This window comes from Phocaeicola oris (assembly GCF_021295095.1).
GTDB lineage: Bacteria > Bacteroidota > Bacteroidia > Bacteroidales > Bacteroidaceae > Phocaeicola > Phocaeicola oris.
Genome location: NZ_JAJLQX010000003.1, coordinates 71,843 through 91,936 on the forward strand (window position 1 = coordinate 71,843; position 20,094 = coordinate 91,936).

Sequence of the window (20,094 nt, forward strand, 5' to 3'; positions counted from 1 at the left end):
ATTGATAAATACGTAAGATTATGAAATTTAAAACAATAGCTCTTTCATTGCTTTTTGCAAGCGCATGCGTTACTATAAACGCACAGAGCACAAAGGAAAATTACTATACTCCAAAATGGAGCGATAATATTTTCATCAGCGTTGGTGGCGGCGTATATTCTATTTACAATAATGGTTTTGTAAAAGGAAACCCTCATTTCAACCTGTCTTTAGGTAAATATATTACTCCTACTTGGGGTGTTCGCGCACAAGTTAATGGTATTTGGACAAGTCTTTGTCAAGACAATCTCCATGACCATGCTCACAAATACTTTGGCGGTAACATTGATGGTTTATTGAACTTGTCAACATTGTTCGCAGGTGTTAATACCGATCGTGTATTCGAGGTATTTGCTTTCTTAGGTCCACAGATCAACCTCTCTAAGTCAACTAATGGTACGTTGGTTATCGACAACCAAAAGAATACTCATTATTTCTTGGCTGAAGGTGGTAAAGAAAAAAGTCATGCACGTATCGGAGCTTCTGCCGGTTTGGGGTTGAAATTCAACTTAAACAAATCATTTGCTTTAGATGTTGAAGCTCGTGGCGCAATCGCTCCATCTAACTTCGGAAATAAGAGCGAATATCGTAAGAGCGAAGGTACTGGTGCTGTAACAGTTGGCTTTACTTACATCTTCGGCGGTAAGAAATTCAATAAGGTTTCCGACCGTGTTGTTGAGAAAGAAGTTATTAAGGAAGTTGTTAGAGAAGTTCCAAAAGAAGTTATCAAGGAAGTCGTTAAGAATACAAGTGAAGGCGCTATTGCCAGTGCAGTATTCTTCAAGATTAACCGTGCTAATTTGAGTGATCAGGCTAAGGTTAACATCAAATTGATTGCTGAAGCTATGAAAGAAATGCCGGATGCTTCATTCACTATCAATGGTTATGCTGATAAGGCTACAGGTACTCCTGATATCAACCAGCGTTTGTCTGAGAAACGTGCTCAAGCTGTTTACGACGCATTGGTTGCTGAAGGTGTAAATCCTAACCAGTTGACTAAGATTGCTAATGGTGGAACAGAGAACATGTTCGGTAAGAACTTCTTGAACCGTGTAGTTATCATGAGAAATAAATAATAGAAAATAACTTATTACAAAAAGGATGCATCATGTTGGTGCATCCTTTTTTATTTAAAACTATGGCAGACAATTTTTTAGAACAAAAAAGAGAAGAGTACGAAAAGCGTAAAGCAGCATGGCTTAAAAGCAAGAAATTTAAGAAATACACTCACAGTGTAAAAACTGATATCAAAGAAGAAGCTGATGATTTTGAAAACCAAACTTCGAATCAGGAAAATGAAGATGACAGTTAGAAACTGCTCAGCTATTAACGTCATAAGGAATTCTAACGAAATCATCAAAAGATTTTGTTAACTCATGCGTATCACTTAGACAACTCATCAGCATCAATTAGACAACTCATCAGCATCAATTGAACAACTCATCAGCATCATTTGAGCATTTGATGCCCAACACTTTATTCAATTATACGCATGAGTTCATAAACTGTTAACCAACAAATTAATAAGAGAAAAATACACTTGTTCGTTTGATAAATGATATGCCCTATCATCGTCACCACAAAGATCAACACCAAGAAATGGTCGATGAATTTCAAGAAGATAAGACAAATCAGAATAAAGTTGATCGAACGAAAACGTACCTTGGTCCCAATTGGATATAAAATATTTTTTATCCAGAATATCCAAATCAACAGAAATATAAATAGGAAAATCAAGCGGAATGAGAGATAAATCTTTCACAAGAACTATTCTATCCTTATATTCATTTAAAAAACTTAATTTTCCAGACGACGGCCCCACCATATAAACCTTCTGTAAATAAGGATGAGATCCTAACATGTGCCTAACCCAACTGCCACACGAAAGCATTGATGGAATTCGAGACTTTTGAGTATCCGGATGATGATCAAAAAGCAACAGACTAAATTTTTCAGAAATACTCCTACACCATAAATCTGTCAAATAATGATAATTACCATTATCCAGAAGATGAACCGCTCTTCTCGGTAATGATTTAATCCGTTCGATAATATTTTTTTGTGCTCTGCCACTACAATAACCATCTACTTCCATTATATCGGTCAAATTGAGCCATATAAAATCCGAAGCATGAAGAAACTCGTAATCCTCATACATGTGACTTATATTCATAACAATAACAGATATTTGACTCATAGTTCTACATTTTCAATATTTCCAGCACTTTTTTAATAAACAGGACTGATTAATTCCAAATTATAATTAACTTTGCACATGCTATACACTATCACCAAACAAATTTAAATAAAAAATAGTTTATGCGTAAATTCTTAACTCTATTAATCCTATTAGTGACATTATCAGGAACTGCTGCATACGCGCAGCAAATGTCAGATAAAGAAGTAATAGAATATTTAAAGCAAGCACAAGCTGCAGGTAAAACTCAACGGCAAATGACAACAGAATTGATGCGTCGTGGTGTTACCCGTCAACAAGTTGAACGAATTCGAGATCAATATTTAAAGGAACAAGCAGATAAACAAAATCAAACCATATCTGCTCCAAACGATACAATAAGGAGGACTCGTACCGATGTTCAAGAGACAGGAGAAGTTATTAACGAGCGTACTACACCCATGCCCGTAGCAACTCCGACAATTCCGATTTTCGGACATAATCTGTTTACAAATGCCAATCTCTCATTCGAGCCTAACGCAAATTTAGCAACTCCTACAAATTATGTTTTAGGTCCGGGAGATGAAGTAATCATAGATGTGTGGGGAGCTTCAGAAAATACCATTCGCCAGACCATCTCTCCCGACGGCAATATACAAATCAGTGGCTTGGGTCCTATTTCCTTAAGCGGAATGACCATACAGGCGGCCGATCGTTTTTTACGCAATGAACTTTCAAAAATATATTCAGGTCCGGATACACAAGTCAAACTGACCTTAGGAAACATTCGCTCTATACAAATTAATATTATGGGCGAAGTTACTGTTCCGGGAACATATACTTTATCTGCTTTTTCATCAGTCTTTCACGCATTATATAGAGCCGGAGGTGTAAACGACATCGGTAGTTTGCGTAGTATTAAAGTTGTCCGCAACGGGCGAACGATCGCTGATTTAGATGTTTACAGTTTTATAATGAAAGGTAAGATGAATGATGACGTTCGCCTTTTAGAAGGTGATGTAATCATTGTTGAGCCTTATAAATCGTTGGTATCTATAGAAGGAAAGGTTAAACGACCAATGTATTATGAGCTGAAATCGGATGAAACTTTTAAAACATTACTTGATTATGCCGGTGGTTTTACCGGAGACGCATATAAACAATCGGTAAGATTAATCCGTAAAACAGGACGCGAGCACCAGATATTCAATATTGACGAAGTTGATTACTCCGTATTCCGCATGGAAGATGGTGATGAAATTTCTGTAGACTCTGTCCTCAATCGCTACGAAAACCGAATAGAAATTCGAGGAGCCGTTTTCCGCGAAGGCATATATCAACTGGATGGCCAAACAAATACCGTTAAAGCATTAATAAAAAAAGCAGACGGCTTAAGAGAAAACGCATTCTTAAATCGTGCGATACTTACACGTGAAAAGGATAATTTGGATCATGAAATAATTTCAATTGATTTGAATGCTCTCTTAAATGGTTCCGTGCCGGATATCCCTTTAAAAAAGAACGATGTTTTGTACATCCCAAGTATTCAAGGGCTAAAGGAAATGGAGACAGTAACCATCCACGGAGAGGTTAATATTCCCGGCACATACGCATACGCAGAAAATATGACGGTAGAAGATTTGATTATAGTTTCAGGCGGATTGTTAGAGGATGCTTCTACCGTGAAGGTCGATATTACCCGCAGAATAAAAGACCCAAGCAGTACATTATACTCTAAGGAAGTTGGCAAGACATATACTATTGACATAACAGATAACTTTAAGGTTGGTGATGAAACTTTCCATTTGGAACCATACGATGAAGTATATATCAGAAAGAGTCCCGCATACAGAGCACAGCAGAATGTAACTATCGGAGGTGAAGTTTTATTCGGAGGCAACTATGCGCTTCAGAGTAAGAATGAACGTATTTCATCTTTAATTCAAAGATCCGGCGGATTAACTCCGGAAGCATATATCAAAGGTGCCCGATTAATCAGGACAAGAACCGAAGAAGAGAAGATGAGAGAGATGGATATGCTCAAAATGGCAAGAAGAGCTACCGGTAATGATTCTATTGACGTTAGTATATTAAATGTTTCCAACACATATCCTGTAGGAATAGATTTGGAACAAGCTTTGAGAAATCCAAATTCAGACTATGACTTAGTACTACGCGATGGTGACGTCGTATATATCCCGGAATATATCAATACGATAAAAATCAGTGGGGCTGTGATGTATCCAAATACTGTTTTATATCAAAAAGATGAAAATTTAAAGTATTACATCAATCAAGCAGGAGGTTTTGGAAGCAATGCTCGGAAACATAAAGTTTACGTAGTTAATTTAAATGGTAAGGCTTCGAAACTGAGATTACATAGCAGAAAACAAATTGAACCCGGAAGTGAAATCATCGTTCCGGAAAAAGATAAGAGTAATAGAGCAAGTTTACCCGAGATGATAAGTATTGGAACAATGACAGCATCTATGGCAGCAGTTATAGCATCCATTATCCGTCTCTTTAAATAATGATTATGATTGACGAAAAGAAACAAAATACGGAAGAAGTCGATCTGGTTAATGAACAAGAGATTGACTTGATGGAAATAGCAAGAAAAATCTGGAGTAAACGAAAGTTTATATATAAGGTATGTGGCATCGCTTTACTTGCGGGTTTAGTGGTTGCCTTTAGCATTCCAAAGGAATACACTACCGCCGTAAAACTCTCCTCCGAAAGAACAAACAGTCGATCAGGCGGAAATCTAAGTTCCTTGGCAGCTATGGCAGGAATTAATCTTAGCTCATCCAACTCAGATGCGCTGTCCGACCAAATTTATCCGGATGTCATGGCTTCTACTCCTTTCTTAAAAGAACTTTTTAAAGTTCAAGTAAAAAATAAGAAAGGCAACACAACCTTATATAATTATCTCCTAAATGATTATAGATTACCTTGGTGGAGTTCAATCTTTAAAGGTGTGTTCTCTATACCATCTAAAATAATCGGCTTATTTAAAAACAAAGAAAAGGATAGCAATGAAATCGATCCCGAGTATCTGTCTAAAGATGACAGAAGAGTCATTAGTGCGCTATCAGAGAATTTAAATTTATCTGTAGACCAAAAAACCGGTGTAATGGATTTGGCTGTCACTATGCAAGACCCGAATATCTGCGCACAAGTAACTGATACAGTAATAGCTAATTTACAGAAGTATATTACAACTTATAGAACTAATAAAGCTCGTAAAGACTTGGCATACTCTCAGAAATTATATGAAGAGGCAAAATCTGCTTACACTAAAGCTCAGAACGAGTACGCAAACTTTACAGACGCAAATCAGAATCTGATATTACATAGTTACAGAGCAGAACAGGAACGGTTGCAAAACGAGATGAATTTAGCATATCAAACTTATTCCCAAACATCTCAACAATTACAAGCAGCTAAGGCAAAAGTACAAGAAAACACTCCGGCATTTGCTGTTATTCAGCCTTCAATAGTGCCAATGCGTGCATCCAAACCAAGAAAAATGATTATCCTTATTGGATTTCTATTCTTAGGATTTGTTGGAGCATGTGCATGGGTTTACTTTGAAGACCAAATAAAGGAATGGAAAAAGCAAATTACTGATCAGGAAACAATAGTTGAACAAAAATAAAAGCATAATGGAAAAATGTATTGTAAATAACTACGACGAATTTGCTTCATGGTTAGGCAAAGTAATCGGTGTTTCAGATTATATCCAGATTACTCAAGACAGAATAAATAAGTTTGCTGACGCAACAAATGATCATCAATGGATACATGTCGATATAGACCGTGCAAAAACAGAATCACCTTATAAAAGTACAATCGCACATGGTTATCTGACTTTATCCATGCTTCCACACCTATGGAATCAAATTATTGAAGTTCATAACTTAAAGATGATGGTAAACTATGGTATGGATAAGATGAAATTTGGCCAGCCTGTGCTCTCCGGACAAAGCATTCGTCTTACCGCTTCTCTCCAAGATATTCAGAATCTTCGAGGTATAACTAAAGCAGAAATAAAATTCACACTTGATATCAAGGAACAAAATAAGAAAGCATTAGAAGGTGTCGCAACTTTCTTATACTATTTTAGTTAAATCTATCATGAAAGAGAAGGTGTGTTGAAAAGCACACCTTCCTTTTTTATACAATAACCATTCTGTTATTAACAACCTTAATCCTTTTATAAACCCATATAAAGGCAGGAACCAAAAACGCGACGGCAAACACCCAAGCCGTAGGATCACCGAAACAAACAGCCATATATCCGAAAGAAGGAACAGCAAACAAACTGACTAATACACGAGCTATCATCTCAGACACTCCGGACAACATGGATAATCCGGTATAACCCACTCCCTGAATCGTATAGCGTAAGATACATAGTGTACCTAAAACAGGATAGAAAGATACTGATATATGTAAGAATAAAGCTGTATCTCTAATGATTTCTGTTTCCGAGGAATCAATAAACATGAGTGCGAAGAATTCTGAACCAATCCAAAGAACAATTCCTATTACAATACTATACATAATCATCATCAACCAAGCAGACTTTACACCTTGCCAAACTCTTTTCGGCTTCCCTGCTCCATAATTCTGCCCGGCGAAAGTGGCCATTGCAATACCTAAGGTTTCAAGCGGGCACATACAAAACATTTTAATGCGCATAGCCGCGGTAAAGGCAGCAACACAAGCAGTGCCTAACGCGTTATTAGCACTCTGAAGCATTATACTTCCGATAGCAGTTATACTAAACTGCAACCCCATAGGAACTCCTATATATAATAAGGTATTAGCATATCTTTGTTTATACTTCCTTTCATCAGCCGTACTCCGTAATATATAGAAATGTCTCTGCATATAGAAGAAACAAAGAATGGCAGAAACACCTTGCGCAATCAAGGTAGCTATTGCAGCTCCCGCTACTCCCCAGCCCATTATCAGTATACAAAATAAATCTAATACAATATTTAATATCGTACTGAATAAAAGGAACCAAAATGGAGTCTTACTATCTCCCAATGCTCTAATGATACTCGAAAGCAAATTATATAAGAAAGTACAAGGAATGCCGATAAAAGTGATTAACAAATAAATATAAGCACCATCGAAAATCATTTCAGGAGTTCGCATCCACTGTAGAATACTCTCGCATAATAAAGCAGTGGCTATCATTAGTGCTATACTCATCCCCATCGATAATTTGATTCCTGTCCAAATCATTCTACGCATCGTTGAGTAATCTCTGGCACCGAATTTCTGAGCAACAGGAATGCCAAATCCTCCACAACATCCATTGCAAAATCCTAAGATAAGAAAAATAACGGAAGAACTTGCTCCAACAGAAGCTAAAGCATTTATACCTAAAAACTTACCAACTATAGCCGCGTCAACCAACGAATAAGTCTGCTGCAGTAAATTTCCACCCAATAAAGGTAGAGCAAAATGGAAAATCTGAGGAAGAGTAGCTCCCTCTGTCATCTCATTGGTAGTACTCATTAAAAAGGTTTATTGAATTATTCTTCGGACTGTGTTTTCTTTAGAACATTGTACTCATGAATCCTCTTATTCAAATACTTGATAAAAAGCAACCATGCTATCATATTCAAAATAAGCAATAAAGTCACTTGAATAAAACAAGAAAGGATCATATTAGCAATTATCAAGAAGAAAGAAATACACAAAATAGAAATCATAGCTTTACGCTGCTTCATCCCCATTGCTAACAGTTTATGATGCAAATGATTCTTGTCCGGTAAAAAAGGACTACATCCACGACGAATGCGATGAAAAAACACTCTGACAACATCAAAACATGGAACAATCAACGGAGCAAAAGCTAATACAAAATAATTATATGACACCAACGTCTCATTTGGCGTATGAAAATTTAATTCAATACTAAGATAACTTAAAATCAAGCCCAAAGTTAAAGATCCGGTATCTCCCATGAATATTTTCCTTCCATGCTCGACGCTACCAAACACATTATAATAATAGAACGGAATAATTGTTCCCAAAGCCGCAAATGAAATCAACGCATAGATGAACTTTTCATCCAACATAAAAATCACCCCATAATATATAAAAGCAACGCCACTTAATCCGGAAGCAAGTCCATCAATACCATCCATTAAATTAATAGCATTAGTTATAAAAACTATCACCAATATTGTTAACAAATAGCCTAAATACCAAGGAAGTTGATGAATACCAAATAATCCATGCAAATCGTTAATCCAAACATTCCCCAAAATAAGAAGAATGGAACAAAGGATTTGAATATAAAACTTATTCCGATAACGAACGCCAACCAAATCATCCATTGTACCAATAAGAAAGATAAGCATCATGGCACAAGTAGCAAATGTCAAAGTCCGAGACTCTGCGACTAAATGAATTATCAATTCATCTTTCGAGAATATTAAAGCTATGCCAATAGCAAACGCAACTGTAAACAAAATACATGGAGCAAAGGCAAAACCTCCTAAACGAGGTATATGAGCATTATGAATCTTTCTTTTATCAGGTTCATCAAATAATCTTTTTCTAAACGATATCAATAATATCTTTGGTGTTATAAGTCCATTGAAAAACGAACTTAACATAACCACAAAAAACATTATACACCACCAAAATAATATATCTGATGAGAATAAATCGAACATACGAAGTTCTTTTAGTAAACAGCTAATTATTATCCTATAAAATAAATTCAAAAAATGAGTTTACTTTATTAAGTAACAAAGGTATAGTAAAAATTAAAATAACAAAATTTTTAGCAACATTATTTTTCCTAATACATATTCTTAATTCTTACTTTATAAGCCATATCTATTCCTAACAATTTTATATCTTTGCTTTTACGAACAAAAGAATATTATGATTGATGAACATAAACGATATTGGTATGTAGCATACACACTTTCCAGACATGAGAAGAAAGTGGCAGAGAAGCTGAAACTAATGGGAATAGATTGTTACCTCCCTATTCAGGAGGAAATACAACAATATCAGAACCGAAAAAAGAAAATACAACGGGTCGTACTCCCTATGACCATATTTATTCATGGAACGAGCAAAGAACGGCTCGAAGCCTTGCAACTGCCGTCTATTACACATTACTTGATGGAGATAGGCAAACATAAAGCAGCCACAGTACCCGATGATCAGATGGAAAGATTTCGCTTTATGCTCGATTATTCAGATGCTACTGTTGAAATAGAAAATGCTTCTTTACAACCCGGAATGCAGGTTAGGGTCATAAAAGGTCCCCTGACCGGATTAGAAGGTGAGTTAATCAACATAAACAAAACTTCGAAAGTAATTGTAAGAATTGATTTATTAGGAGCCATAAGTACGGAGATTCCGATAAGCTTTGTTGAGTCTATTCATAATATATAATATCAAAAAGGTCGTACAGCATATTCAAACAACCTTTTTACTTTTTCGTCAAACTTACTAAATTTATCTCATAAAGAGATTACAAAAACTGATGCGGATGAGTTGTTCAATTGATGCGGATGAGTTGAACGATTCATGCGGATGAGTTGTCCAATTGATGCGGATGAGTTGATCGGTTCATGCGGATGAGTTGGACGATTCATGCGTATGAGTTTGGCAACTCATACGTATCACTTCAGACATTTGTTTGGACGCGTTCTCTCAATGATCAAAATTCACTACTGAAATGGAACTTTACATGCTTAAAATCATTTTGAGCCATTTGCAATACATAATTGCTGTCAGCTAAAAAGACATCACGTCCTTCACGGTCTTTAGCCATAAACTGATACTTTCTTTTCTTAAAACTATCTAATTCCTCTGCATCATCGCTCTCTATCCAACAAGCCTTATATAAGCTTACAGGTTCCCAACGACACTTTGCCCCGTATTCATTTTCTAATCTGTATTGAATAACTTCAAACTGCAATTGGCCGACTGTTCCTATTAATTTCCTACCATTAAACTGATTAACAAACAACTGAGCCACACCTTCATCCATCAATTGATCAATGCCTTTTCCCAACTGTTTTTGCTTCATCGGATCAGCATTTTCTATATACTTGAACATCAACGGAGAAAAACTCGGCAAGCCTTTGAAATGCAACTCCTCTCCTTCTGTCAACGTATCTCCGATTTTAAATGTACCGTTATCAGGTAAACCAACGATGTCTCCTGCCCAAGCCTCGTCAACTGTTTGCTTTCTTTGAGCCATAAACTGCGCCGGAGAAGAGAAACGCATCGTTTTTTTACTTCTTACATGATAATAAGGCGCATTACGCACAAATTTTCCGGAACAGACCTTACAAAAAGCAATACACGAACGATGATTAGGGTCTATATTCGCGGTAATTTTAAAAATAAAACCGGTAAATTTAAGCTCTTCCGGTTGCACTACCCGTTCCTCCGCTTTCATGGCACGAGGACTTGGAGCAATCTCAACAAAACAATCAAGTAATTCTTGAACGCCAAAGTTATTCAATGCAGATCCAAAGAATACAGGAGCCAAATCGCCTTTTAAATATTCGTTGACATCAAATGCCGGATAAACCCCATCTATCAATTCCAAATCAGAACGAAGCTTCTGTGCTAAAGGTTTTCCGATATGCTTATCCAAATCATCAGAATGAATATCAACAGCCACCCTCTCTGTTACAACTTGTTTCGATGGTTGAAATAAATTCAAGCTATCTCCATATATATTATATACCCCTTTAAACCGTGGTCCGGACTCTATCGGCCACGTTAACGGACGGACAAAAATAAGTAATTGTTCTTCCAATTCATCCAACAAATCAAACGGATCCTTTCCTTCACGATCCATTTTATTCACAAAGATAATAACAGGAGTCTTCCTCATTCGGCAGACTTCCATAAGCTTGAGTGTCTGAGTCTCAACACCTTTCGCTGCGTCAATGACTATAATAACACTATCAACTGCAGTAAGTGTACGATAAGTATCTTCTGCGAAGTCTTGATGCCCCGGAGTATCCAATATATTAATTTTATAATCTCTATAATCAAACTCCATTACAGAAGTAGTAACAGAAATGCCACGCTGCTTTTCTATATCCATCCAATCGGAAGTAGCTGTCTTCCGTATTTTATGACTCTTTACCGCGCCGGCAACCTGAATTTGTCCACCGAACAATAGAAATTTCTCTGTAAGAGATGTTTTACCTGCATCAGGATGCGCCACAATCGCAAAAGTCCTTCTTCTTTCAATTTCTTGATTTAACATAGTTGTTTTATTAATCAAAATCCAATTCGCCAGCTTTATCCTTATTATAATAGTCGGACAACATAGCTAACATATTACTAATCGCTTCTTGTGCCTTTTTCGTCTCCTCACTGATTTCCTTTTTTTGCAATTTCAGCATCAGTATTCCATATAACGCGTCAAAACAAGTTTCTAACTCAGGTTCATCACGATGAGCCCCTTTTGTTCGTAACTCCACGATAAAAGGCAATACCTTATAATAGGCAGCATCATAATAAGGAAATTTCGGGGAATGCAAAAGACGTAAATGTAAGTCCGTCAATAGGGTTATCACATTTTTATTAATCTGTAAATGTCCAACTTCAGTCACTCCTTCCCTACGCATCATCTCTATCAGCTCTTCATATCGCTTAGCAAGTTCCTTTTTTTTATCTTCATCCGCCGGATAAAGATTGACTATATTTTTTTTAATGTTATCTATATCACATTTATTGGCACGTATCAAGTCCTCTACTTGCCACATGTACAACAGATATTCTGCTATATTCTTTTCTTTTAATTGCTGAGAAATAAACATATATAAAAGTATTGAGAATCAGAAATAAGATAATACCGTCAGTAAATGGTTGCTCCAACAAATGTCAATACCATTCCGACAACAGCAATAACAATGACTACTGTACCAATAATTTGGTTCATTATCCAGATACCTCGCAAATTAAACTGCGAACGGATTTTATTTACTCCGGTCGTCAATCCTAACCACCAAAGCAATGCGCCCGATACAATGGCAAGATAGCCTATCAGCTGTATATACCAAGGTATATCAGGATTAACAAATGAGAATCGGGCAAACAAACCGATAAACAAGAAAATAATTAAAGGATTTGACAGAGTGACTAAGAAAGCTGTGAAGAAGTTATGAAAATAAGTTCCTTTAGGATGCTTTTTTGTAGGATCGTAACGACGGATATTTTTTACGGGATTGCTCCGAAAGGTATAAACACCAAAGACTAAAAGCATCGCACTGCCTAATAGCTGTAATAAGAACTGATTTTTAGTTATGAATTCATCCATGAAACTCATGCCATAGCCGGTTAGCAAGGCATAACATATATCACTTAATGCCGCTCCCAAACCTGTAACAAAACCGAACCATCGTCCTTTATTAAGTGTACGCTGAAGGCACAAAACTCCTACCGGCCCCATCGGAGCAGATGCCACAATACCGATTACAAGTCCTTTAATTAATTCTAATATGACAAGTCCTATCAGATTCATGTTTGCAAAGATAGCTACTTTTTTGCTAATGCGCTTATATTTGCTTTCGTTTTTCTTTTAAAGATTAGTGCTTTTATATAACTTTGCGAAGAAATAAGAATATAAAAATATAACATATAGCGCTATGATTCAATTTTTCAAAACACCTTCCAAAAGTGTTATAGCAACGGAAATAAATCATATTCCGTCTGCTGAGGAAATTCAAAAGTTATGCTGGCTTTATGGAGATGCCTCTGTTGAGACAGAAGATGACTTAAAAAGCTACTTCATCGGTCCACGTCGTGAAATGATTACTCCATGGAGTACGAATGCTGTGGAGATTACTCAGAATATGGGAATGAAAGGAATTTGCCGTATCGAGGAATATTTTCCTGTTAAAGACGAAAACGCTGACTATGACGTAATGCTGCAACGTATGTATAAAGGTCTGGATCAACAGATTTTCACTACTGACAGAAAGCCGGAACCTATTATATATATAGACAATTTGGAAGAATATAATGAAAAAGAAGGATTAGCACTCTCAGATGACGAAATTCAATATCTCCATAAAGTGTCTAACGACTTGGGACGTAAACTGACTGACTCTGAAGTATTCGGTTTTGCCCAAATCAACTCAGAACACTGCCGCCATAAAATCTTCGGTGGAATATTTATCATTGATGGAGAAGAAAAAGAATCTTCATTATTCCAACTGATTAAGAAAACCACAAAAGAGAATCCAAACAGCATTATTTCTGCCTACAAAGATAATGTTGCATTTGCTGAAGGACCGGTTGTTGAACAATTCGCTCCGGCCGACCAAAGCACTTCCGATTATTTTATTATCAGAAATATAAAGACAGTCATTTCTTTAAAAGCCGAAACACACAACTTCCCTACCACAGTAGAGCCGTTCAACGGTGCATCTACCGGCACCGGAGGTGAAATTCGTGACCGTATGGGCGGTGGTAAAGGCTCATGGCCTATTGCAGGTACGGCTGTTTATATGACTTCTTATCCGCGCACAGATGAAGGTCGCGAATGGGAAAAGATTCTTCCAGTCCGCAAATGGTTATACCAAACTCCGGAACAAATTCTTATCAAAGCATCCAATGGTGCTTCCGATTTTGGAAATAAGTTCGGCCAGCCATTGATCTGCGGTTCGCTACTTACCTTCGAACATGAAGAAAATGGAGAGAAATATGGTTACGATAAAGTAATCATGGAAGCGGGAGGCGTTGGATATGGTACTGAACGAGACTGTATAAAAGGTTCTCCTGAAAAAGGAAATAAAATTATTGTAATGGGCGGTGATAATTACCGCATTGGTTTAGGCGGTGGATCTGTTTCGTCTGTTGATACCGGCCGTTACACATCCGGCGTAGAACTTAACGCAGTACAACGTGCCAACGCAGAAATGCAGAAACGCGTATATAATGTCGTTCGTGCATTGGTTGAGGAAGAAAATAACCCGATCATCTCTATTCATGACCATGGCGCTGCCGGACATGTCAACTGCCTTTCAGAATTGGTTGAAGACTGCGGTGGTTATGTTAAAATGGATCAGTTACCTATTGGAGATAAAACACTTTCGGACAAAGAAATCATTGCAAACGAATCCCAAGAACGTATGGGGTTACTTATTAATGAGGGACAGATTGATCACGTTAAGAAAATAGCCGACCGTGAACGTGCGCCAATGTACGAAGTTGGTGAAGCAACCGGCGATGCCAGATTCGCGTTTGTCAAACCGGATGGTACTCGTCCGTTCGATCTATCTGTCAGTCAAATGTTCGGATCTTCCCCTAAAACATATATGATTGACAAAACCAAAGAACGTCATTATGAGAATGTAAAATACGATACCGCAAAACTTGATGAATATATCAATAAAGTATTGCAATTAGAAGCTGTAGCATGTAAGGATTGGTTGACAAATAAGGTGGATCGTTCTGTAACCGGAAAAGTAGCCCGTCAACAATGCGTAGGCGAACTTCAGTTACCTTTAAGCGACTGCGGTGTTGTCGCGCTCGACTATCGTGGCGTTAAGGGTATAGCTACATCTCTTGGCCACGCGCCACAGGCAGGATTAGCTAATCCTTCCGCAGGATCTGTTCTTTCTGTTGCCGAGGCTTTGACGAATATTGTTTGGGCTCCAATGTCCAACGGATTAAAAACAATTTCTTTATCTGCCAATTGGATGTGGCCGTGCCGTGCTCAAGAAGGCGAGGACGCTCGTCTTTATCAGGCTGTTCAAGCTTTATCCGATTTCTGTTGTGCTTTACATATCAATGTTCCTACCGGTAAGGATTCGCTTTCTATGACGGAGAAATATCCTGATGGCGAAAAGATTCTAAGCCCGGGTACAGTCATCGTTACTGCAGGAGGTGAAGTTTCCGATGTTAAAAAAGTCATTTCCCCTGTCATGGTCAACAATCCGCATACCACATTCTATCATATCGACTTCAGTTTTGATAAGTTACGTTTAGGAGGTTCCGCTTTTGCTCAATCGTTAAATAGAATTGGTGATGATGTTCCTACTGTCACTGATCCTGAATACTTTGCTAATACATTCAATGCTGTTCAAAATTTGGTTGACAAGGAGTTGATTCTTGCCGGACATGATATTTCTGCCGGTGGCTTAATCACCACTCTCCTTGAAATGTGTTTTGCAAATGTCAATGGTGGAATGGAAATCAATCTGGATAAATTTAAGGAAGATGACATGATTAAGCTGTTATTTGCTGAGAATCCAGGTATTGTAATTCAGATTGATGATAAACATAAAGCTCAGGTTAAGAAAATATTAGAGGATGCCGGAGTAGGTTACGTTAAGATTGGCGTTCCAACTGAAGAGCGTCATATTCTTGTTACTAAAAACGATATTACTCATCAGTTCGGAATTGATTATTTACGCGACGTATGGTACTCTTCTTCTTATTTGCTTGACAACAAACAAAGCATGAGCGGATGTGCTAAACTCCGCTTCGAGAATTATAAAAAGCAACCAATAGAATACACCATCAATCCGACATTCTCAGGTAAACTTGCGCAGTTCGGACTTAATCCTGATCGCCGTACCAAGAGTGGCATCCATGCTGCCATTATTCGTGAGAAAGGAACGAATGGTGAGCGTGAAATGGCGTACATGCTCTGGCTGGCAGGATTTGACGTGAAAGATGTAACGATGACCGACTTGATTTCGGGTCGTGAAACATTAGACGACATCAACTTCATTGTTTATTGCGGTGGATTCTCCAACTCCGATGTCCTTGGTTCTGCCAAGGGTTGGGCCGGAGCTTTCCTCTACAATCCTAAAGCAAAAGCCGCATTGGATAAGTTCTATGCACGAAAGGATACGCTTTCTTTAGGCGTCTGCAACGGTTGTCAGCTGATGATTGAACTTAATCTTATCAATCCGGAATTAAAAAAGCGTGCTAAAATGCTCCATAACACATCTCATAAATTTGAGTCAGGTTTCCTCGGAGTTACCATCCCAACCAATCGCAGTGTACTGTTTGGGTCATTAAGCGGAAACAGATTAGGCATCTGGGTAGCTCATGGTGAAGGCAAGTTCTCCTTACCTTATCCGGAAGACAAATATAATGTAGTTCTAAAATATTCATACGATACTTATCCGGCTAATCCAAACGATTCAGACTACAGTGTAGCCGGAATAGCCAGTGCCGACGGACGTCATTTAGCCATGATGCCTCACTTGGAGCGTGCTTACTTCCCATGGCAGTGTGCTTATTATCCGACCGACCGTTTAAAAGATGAAATCACTCCGTGGATGGAAGCATTTGTTAATGCTCGAAAATGGGTAGAAAAGAATAAATAATAATTGGGATACATTGTATGTCATTTTATCTTCAAGCATTCATAACCTTCTTCAAGATTGGTTTGTTCACCATAGGAGGAGGTTATGCTATGATTCCGCTCATCCAATCGGAAATTGTTGAGAAGAAAAAGTGGATATCTCAGAATGATTTCATTGATCTCATGGCTATTTCACAATCCATTCCGGGAATATTTGCCGTCAACATAGCTATATTTATCGGATATAAGCTGCGTAAGTTAAAGGGAGCTCTTGCCATGGCTACCGGCACTATCTTACCATCGTTTATCATCATTCTGACTATTGCTTTATTCTTTCAGCAATTTAAAGATTATGAAGTGGTACAACGAATATTTAAAGGCATCCGCCCGGGAGTTGTTGCTTTAATTGCAGTTCCTACATTCAATATGGCTAAAAGCGCAAAAATTAATAAATACAATGTTTGGATACCGGTCGTATCTGCTCTATTGATTTGGCTGTTAGGTTTCTCTCCGGTATATGTCATTATCATTGCCGGTATGGGAGGTTTCCTCTATGGTAAATATAAACATAAAAATAGCGCGTCATGATATATCTTCTGTTATTCTATACTTTCTTTAAGATAGGGCTGTTCGGATTTGGAGGAGGATACGCGATGCTTTCTTTAATTCAAGGTGAAGTAGTGACAAAATATCACTGGCTGAGTCCGAGTGAGTTCACGGATATTGTAGCCATCAGCCAGATGACTCCCGGACCAATAGGTATCAACTCTGCTACCTATGTAGGATACACATCATTAATTAACGCAGGATACGGACATATACTTGGCATACTTGGCTCTATTACCTCAACCATAGCAGTAGTGCTACCTTCGTTTATTCTGATGTTGATAATTAGTAAGTTTTTCATAAAATATCAAAAGCATCCATATATTGAAGCTGTATTCAGTGGACTCCGTCCTGCCGTAGTAGGACTGATTGCCGCGGCTGCCTTGGTATTAATGGACGCAGAGAACTTCGGACATTTTACGAATGCTTTCCCTAACGGTCTCGCCAACTTCTATCAAACAAATTATCAATTTATTTGGAGTGTCCTCATTTTCATTGCTGCTTTTATAGGTACGCGTTGGTTGAAAGTCAATCCAATTCTGATGATGGTACTATGTGGTGTCGCGGGATTCATCCTCTATTAGTTTAAAGTAGATGGAATAGTATAAGAATAACCCTCTTGTCTTTTTATTATGACTAAAATTATAGATAATACATTACTGGATAAAGTATCGGCAGAGGCAAAAGAAAGTCCCCGCTTACGAATGAATTACAATTTTCATACCTCACTCGACGCGAAAGCACAATGCTTGCTAAACGCTGTGGAGCCGGGGACAAAAGTTGTCATTCATCGACACATGCATACCGATGAAACATTTGTGATACTGCGTGGCCGACTGAACGCATTTATCTACAATAACGATAAATCGATTCAAATTAAAAAAGAAATCAATCCTCTAAAAGGAGTGTATGGTTATAATATCCCGAAAGGTGTATGGCATACCATTGAAGTTTTAGAACCCAACACCGTTCTGATGGAAGTGAAAGACGGACCATACACACCTATCACACCCGATGACATATTAATGTGAGTTCAACGAATCTAAAATAATACGAACTGCGCCTGATTCTTTTTAAACAGACACACCAATCTTTTTAAAAATCAATAGTATACAACTACTACTCCGATACGTAGGAACAAAAAAATTGAACCATATAAGTTGCCGTATTCATCAGAAGATTTTTTTCGTTTCACTTATGTGATACTTTCGTTTCACTGCAGTGAGACAATTGTTTCACCTATGTGAGTCACTTGTTTCACCTATGTGAAACAAGTAGATTATACGTATGAGTTGATTGATTCATACAGTTCTTTTTGCTAATCTCTTTATGACAATTTTAAAGAACCTGACAAAAAGAGAAAAACATCGTTTTAAACATACTATAAGGTCGTATTCCATCTTTGTAGGTTTCTACATGGGCATCCTGTTATTTCATCGAATTATATTAGAAGAAATATAGATTGAATTTTATTCATATACGATAAAAGGTATTTTTATCCTTGTGTAAAAAACAGAAGGCCTAAAGTGCAATCACTCTAAGCCTCCATCATTTATTAGTTTTTCAACTTAAACGCTCAACTATTTCTAATCATTTACCCTGCAGGGATAAGCTTCAAGCGCTTTCTTCAAAATAAAGAGCGCACGTTCCAAATCTTCTTTTTTCAAAACATAAGCCAAACGAACTTCATTATATCCTATCCCCTGAGTGGTATAAAATCCTGAAGCCGGAGCCATCATCACCGTCTCCCCCTCATAATTAAACTCTTCCAAACACCAACGACAAAACTTCTCGCTATCATCAACAGGCAATTTTGCCACGGTATAGAATGCCCCCATCGGGATAGGAGAATAAACGCCCGGAATAAGGTTCAAGCCGTCAATCAAACATTTACGACGTTCCACATACTCATCGTATACATTTCGATAGTACTCCTCCGGAGCATCCAAAGACGCTTCGGCAATAATCTGCCCAATCAACGGAGGAGACAAACGAGCCTGACAGAACTTCATCACGGCTTTGCGAACTTCTTCATTCTTTGTAATCAACGCGCCAACCCGGATGCCACACTCACTATAACGTTTTGAAACGGAATCAATTAGAATTACGTTCTGCTGGATACCTTCTAAATGGCAGGCGCTGATATAAGGAGAACCGGTGTAAATATATTCACGGTAAACCTCATCGGAGAAGAGATACAAATCATACTTCTTAACCAAGTCCCGAATTTGATTCATCTCCCTACGGGTATATAAATAGCCCGTTGGATTATTCGGATTACAAATCATAATCGCTCTGGTACGGTCGTTAATCAGCTCTTCAAACTTTTCTACTTTAGGTAAACAAAATCCTTCGTCAATAGTCGTAGTGATGGTACGAATCTGCGCTCCGGCAGAAATAGCAAACGCCATATAATTAGCATAAGCCGGTTCCGGAACAATAATCTCATCCCCCGGATTCAAACAAGAAAGGAAAGCAAAAAGCACTGCTTCACTACCTCCTGAGGTAATGATAATATCGTCCGCGTCAACGTTAATATTATACTTTTTATAATAACCGACAAGTTTCTCACGATAATTGCGATAACCTTGTGAAGGAGAATATTCAAGGATAGTACGATCGACATGCTTCAAAGCATCCAACCCCACCTGAGGAGTAGGCAAATCGGGCTGACCAATATTGAGGTGATAGACTTTAATACCTCGTTCCGTTGCAGCGGACGCTAAAGGCGCGAGCTTCCGAATTGGAGACTCCGGCATTTCAATTCCGCGTTCTGATATTTTAGGCATTTGTTCTAAAGTAAATTGCTTGCAAATTTACATTTAATATTTAATATCAAAGAACAAATGCAAAGAATTTTAATAATTAAATAGAATTTGTATTACAAAATACCATATTTGAAATTCTTTTGTAAAAAACAAAAATACCGTAC

The 20,094-nt window shown here is 37.7% G+C and carries 17 protein-coding genes; 10 read left to right on the forward strand and 7 right to left on the reverse strand.

The window, feature by feature from the left end; genetic code table 11:
* Positions 1 to 20: 20 nt before the first annotated feature.
* Positions 21 to 1,115, forward strand: coding sequence for an OmpA family protein (locus LO761_RS02855; protein ID WP_272816813.1), 1,095 nt, complete (start codon positions 21 to 23; stop codon positions 1,113 to 1,115).
* 62 nt (positions 1,116 to 1,177) lie between these two features.
* Positions 1,178 to 1,351, forward strand: a complete 174-nt coding sequence (locus LO761_RS02860; protein WP_272816814.1) for a dehydrogenase — start codon at positions 1,178 to 1,180, stop codon at positions 1,349 to 1,351.
* Between the two features lie 186 nt (positions 1,352 to 1,537).
* On the opposite strand, the gene LO761_RS02865 is transcribed toward LO761_RS02860, so the two are convergent.
* Entirely contained in the window at positions 1,538 to 2,236 is a 699-nt protein-coding gene (locus LO761_RS02865; RefSeq protein ID WP_272816815.1) for a hypothetical protein, read from the reverse strand.
* 122 nt (positions 2,237 to 2,358) lie between these two features.
* On the opposite strand from LO761_RS02865, the gene LO761_RS02870 reads away from it, so the two are divergent.
* Genes LO761_RS02870 through LO761_RS02880 form a run of 3 tightly spaced genes read left to right on the forward strand, consistent with a single transcriptional unit; the run spans position 2,359 to position 6,345 of the window.
* Positions 2,359 to 4,746, forward strand: a complete 2,388-nt coding sequence (locus LO761_RS02870) for an SLBB domain-containing protein (protein ID WP_272816816.1) — start codon at positions 2,359 to 2,361, stop codon at positions 4,744 to 4,746.
* Positions 4,747 to 4,751: 5 nt separating this feature from the next.
* On the forward strand, positions 4,752 to 5,873 hold the full coding sequence (locus LO761_RS02875; protein WP_272816817.1) for a Wzz/FepE/Etk N-terminal domain-containing protein: 1,122 nt from the start codon (positions 4,752 to 4,754) through the stop codon (positions 5,871 to 5,873).
* Between the two features lie 7 nt (positions 5,874 to 5,880).
* Positions 5,881 to 6,345, forward strand: a complete 465-nt coding sequence (locus LO761_RS02880) for a MaoC family dehydratase (RefSeq protein WP_272816818.1) — start codon at positions 5,881 to 5,883, stop codon at positions 6,343 to 6,345.
* A gap of 46 nt (positions 6,346 to 6,391) precedes the next feature.
* Here LO761_RS02880 and LO761_RS02885 read toward each other — a convergent pair whose 3' ends face one another.
* Positions 6,392 to 7,750: an MATE family efflux transporter gene (locus LO761_RS02885; protein ID WP_272816819.1), complete on the reverse strand. Its 1,359-nt coding sequence runs from the start codon at positions 7,748 to 7,750 to the stop codon at positions 6,392 to 6,394.
* 17 nt (positions 7,751 to 7,767) lie between these two features.
* A complete protein-coding gene (locus LO761_RS02890; RefSeq protein WP_272816820.1) occupies positions 7,768 to 8,919 on the reverse strand; it encodes an MraY family glycosyltransferase in 1,152 nt (383 codons plus the stop codon).
* A 214-nt stretch (positions 8,920 to 9,133) separates the two neighbouring features.
* On the opposite strand from LO761_RS02890, the gene LO761_RS02895 reads away from it, so the two are divergent.
* On the forward strand, positions 9,134 to 9,655 hold the full coding sequence (locus LO761_RS02895; protein WP_272816821.1) for a UpxY family transcription antiterminator: 522 nt from the start codon (positions 9,134 to 9,136) through the stop codon (positions 9,653 to 9,655).
* A gap of 268 nt (positions 9,656 to 9,923) precedes the next feature.
* On the opposite strand, the gene LO761_RS02900 is transcribed toward LO761_RS02895, so the two are convergent.
* From LO761_RS02900 to LO761_RS02910, 3 genes are read right to left on the reverse strand one after another with little or no spacing between them, the layout of a single operon-like run.
* Complete coding sequence (locus tag LO761_RS02900; protein ID WP_272816822.1) at positions 9,924 to 11,495, reverse strand: peptide chain release factor 3; 1,572 nt, start codon at positions 11,493 to 11,495, stop codon at positions 9,924 to 9,926.
* Positions 11,496 to 11,505: 10 nt separating this feature from the next.
* A complete protein-coding gene (locus tag LO761_RS02905; protein ID WP_272816823.1) occupies positions 11,506 to 12,051 on the reverse strand; it encodes a DUF4924 family protein in 546 nt (181 codons plus the stop codon).
* Between the two features lie 38 nt (positions 12,052 to 12,089).
* Complete coding sequence (locus LO761_RS02910) at positions 12,090 to 12,755, reverse strand: LysE family translocator (protein ID WP_272816824.1); 666 nt, start codon at positions 12,753 to 12,755, stop codon at positions 12,090 to 12,092.
* A gap of 124 nt (positions 12,756 to 12,879) precedes the next feature.
* On the opposite strand from LO761_RS02910, the gene purL reads away from it, so the two are divergent.
* Genes purL through LO761_RS02930 form a run of 4 tightly spaced genes read left to right on the forward strand, consistent with a single transcriptional unit; the run spans position 12,880 to position 18,193 of the window.
* Complete coding sequence (gene purL, locus LO761_RS02915) at positions 12,880 to 16,578, forward strand: phosphoribosylformylglycinamidine synthase (protein ID WP_272816825.1); 3,699 nt, start codon at positions 12,880 to 12,882, stop codon at positions 16,576 to 16,578.
* Between the two features lie 17 nt (positions 16,579 to 16,595).
* Positions 16,596 to 17,144: a chromate transporter gene (locus LO761_RS02920; protein WP_272816826.1), complete on the forward strand. Its 549-nt coding sequence runs from the start codon at positions 16,596 to 16,598 to the stop codon at positions 17,142 to 17,144.
* Entirely contained in the window at positions 17,141 to 17,746 is a 606-nt protein-coding gene (locus LO761_RS02925) for a chromate transporter (protein ID WP_272816827.1), read from the forward strand. The genes LO761_RS02920 and LO761_RS02925 overlap by 4 nt, the downstream gene beginning before the upstream one ends.
* A gap of 48 nt (positions 17,747 to 17,794) precedes the next feature.
* Positions 17,795 to 18,193: a WbuC family cupin fold metalloprotein gene (locus tag LO761_RS02930; RefSeq protein ID WP_272816828.1), complete on the forward strand. Its 399-nt coding sequence runs from the start codon at positions 17,795 to 17,797 to the stop codon at positions 18,191 to 18,193.
* A 555-nt stretch (positions 18,194 to 18,748) separates the two neighbouring features.
* On the opposite strand, the gene LO761_RS02935 is transcribed toward LO761_RS02930, so the two are convergent.
* On the reverse strand, positions 18,749 to 19,951 hold the full coding sequence (locus LO761_RS02935) for a pyridoxal phosphate-dependent aminotransferase (protein ID WP_272816829.1): 1,203 nt from the start codon (positions 19,949 to 19,951) through the stop codon (positions 18,749 to 18,751).
* Positions 19,952 to 20,094: the final 143 nt, after the last annotated feature.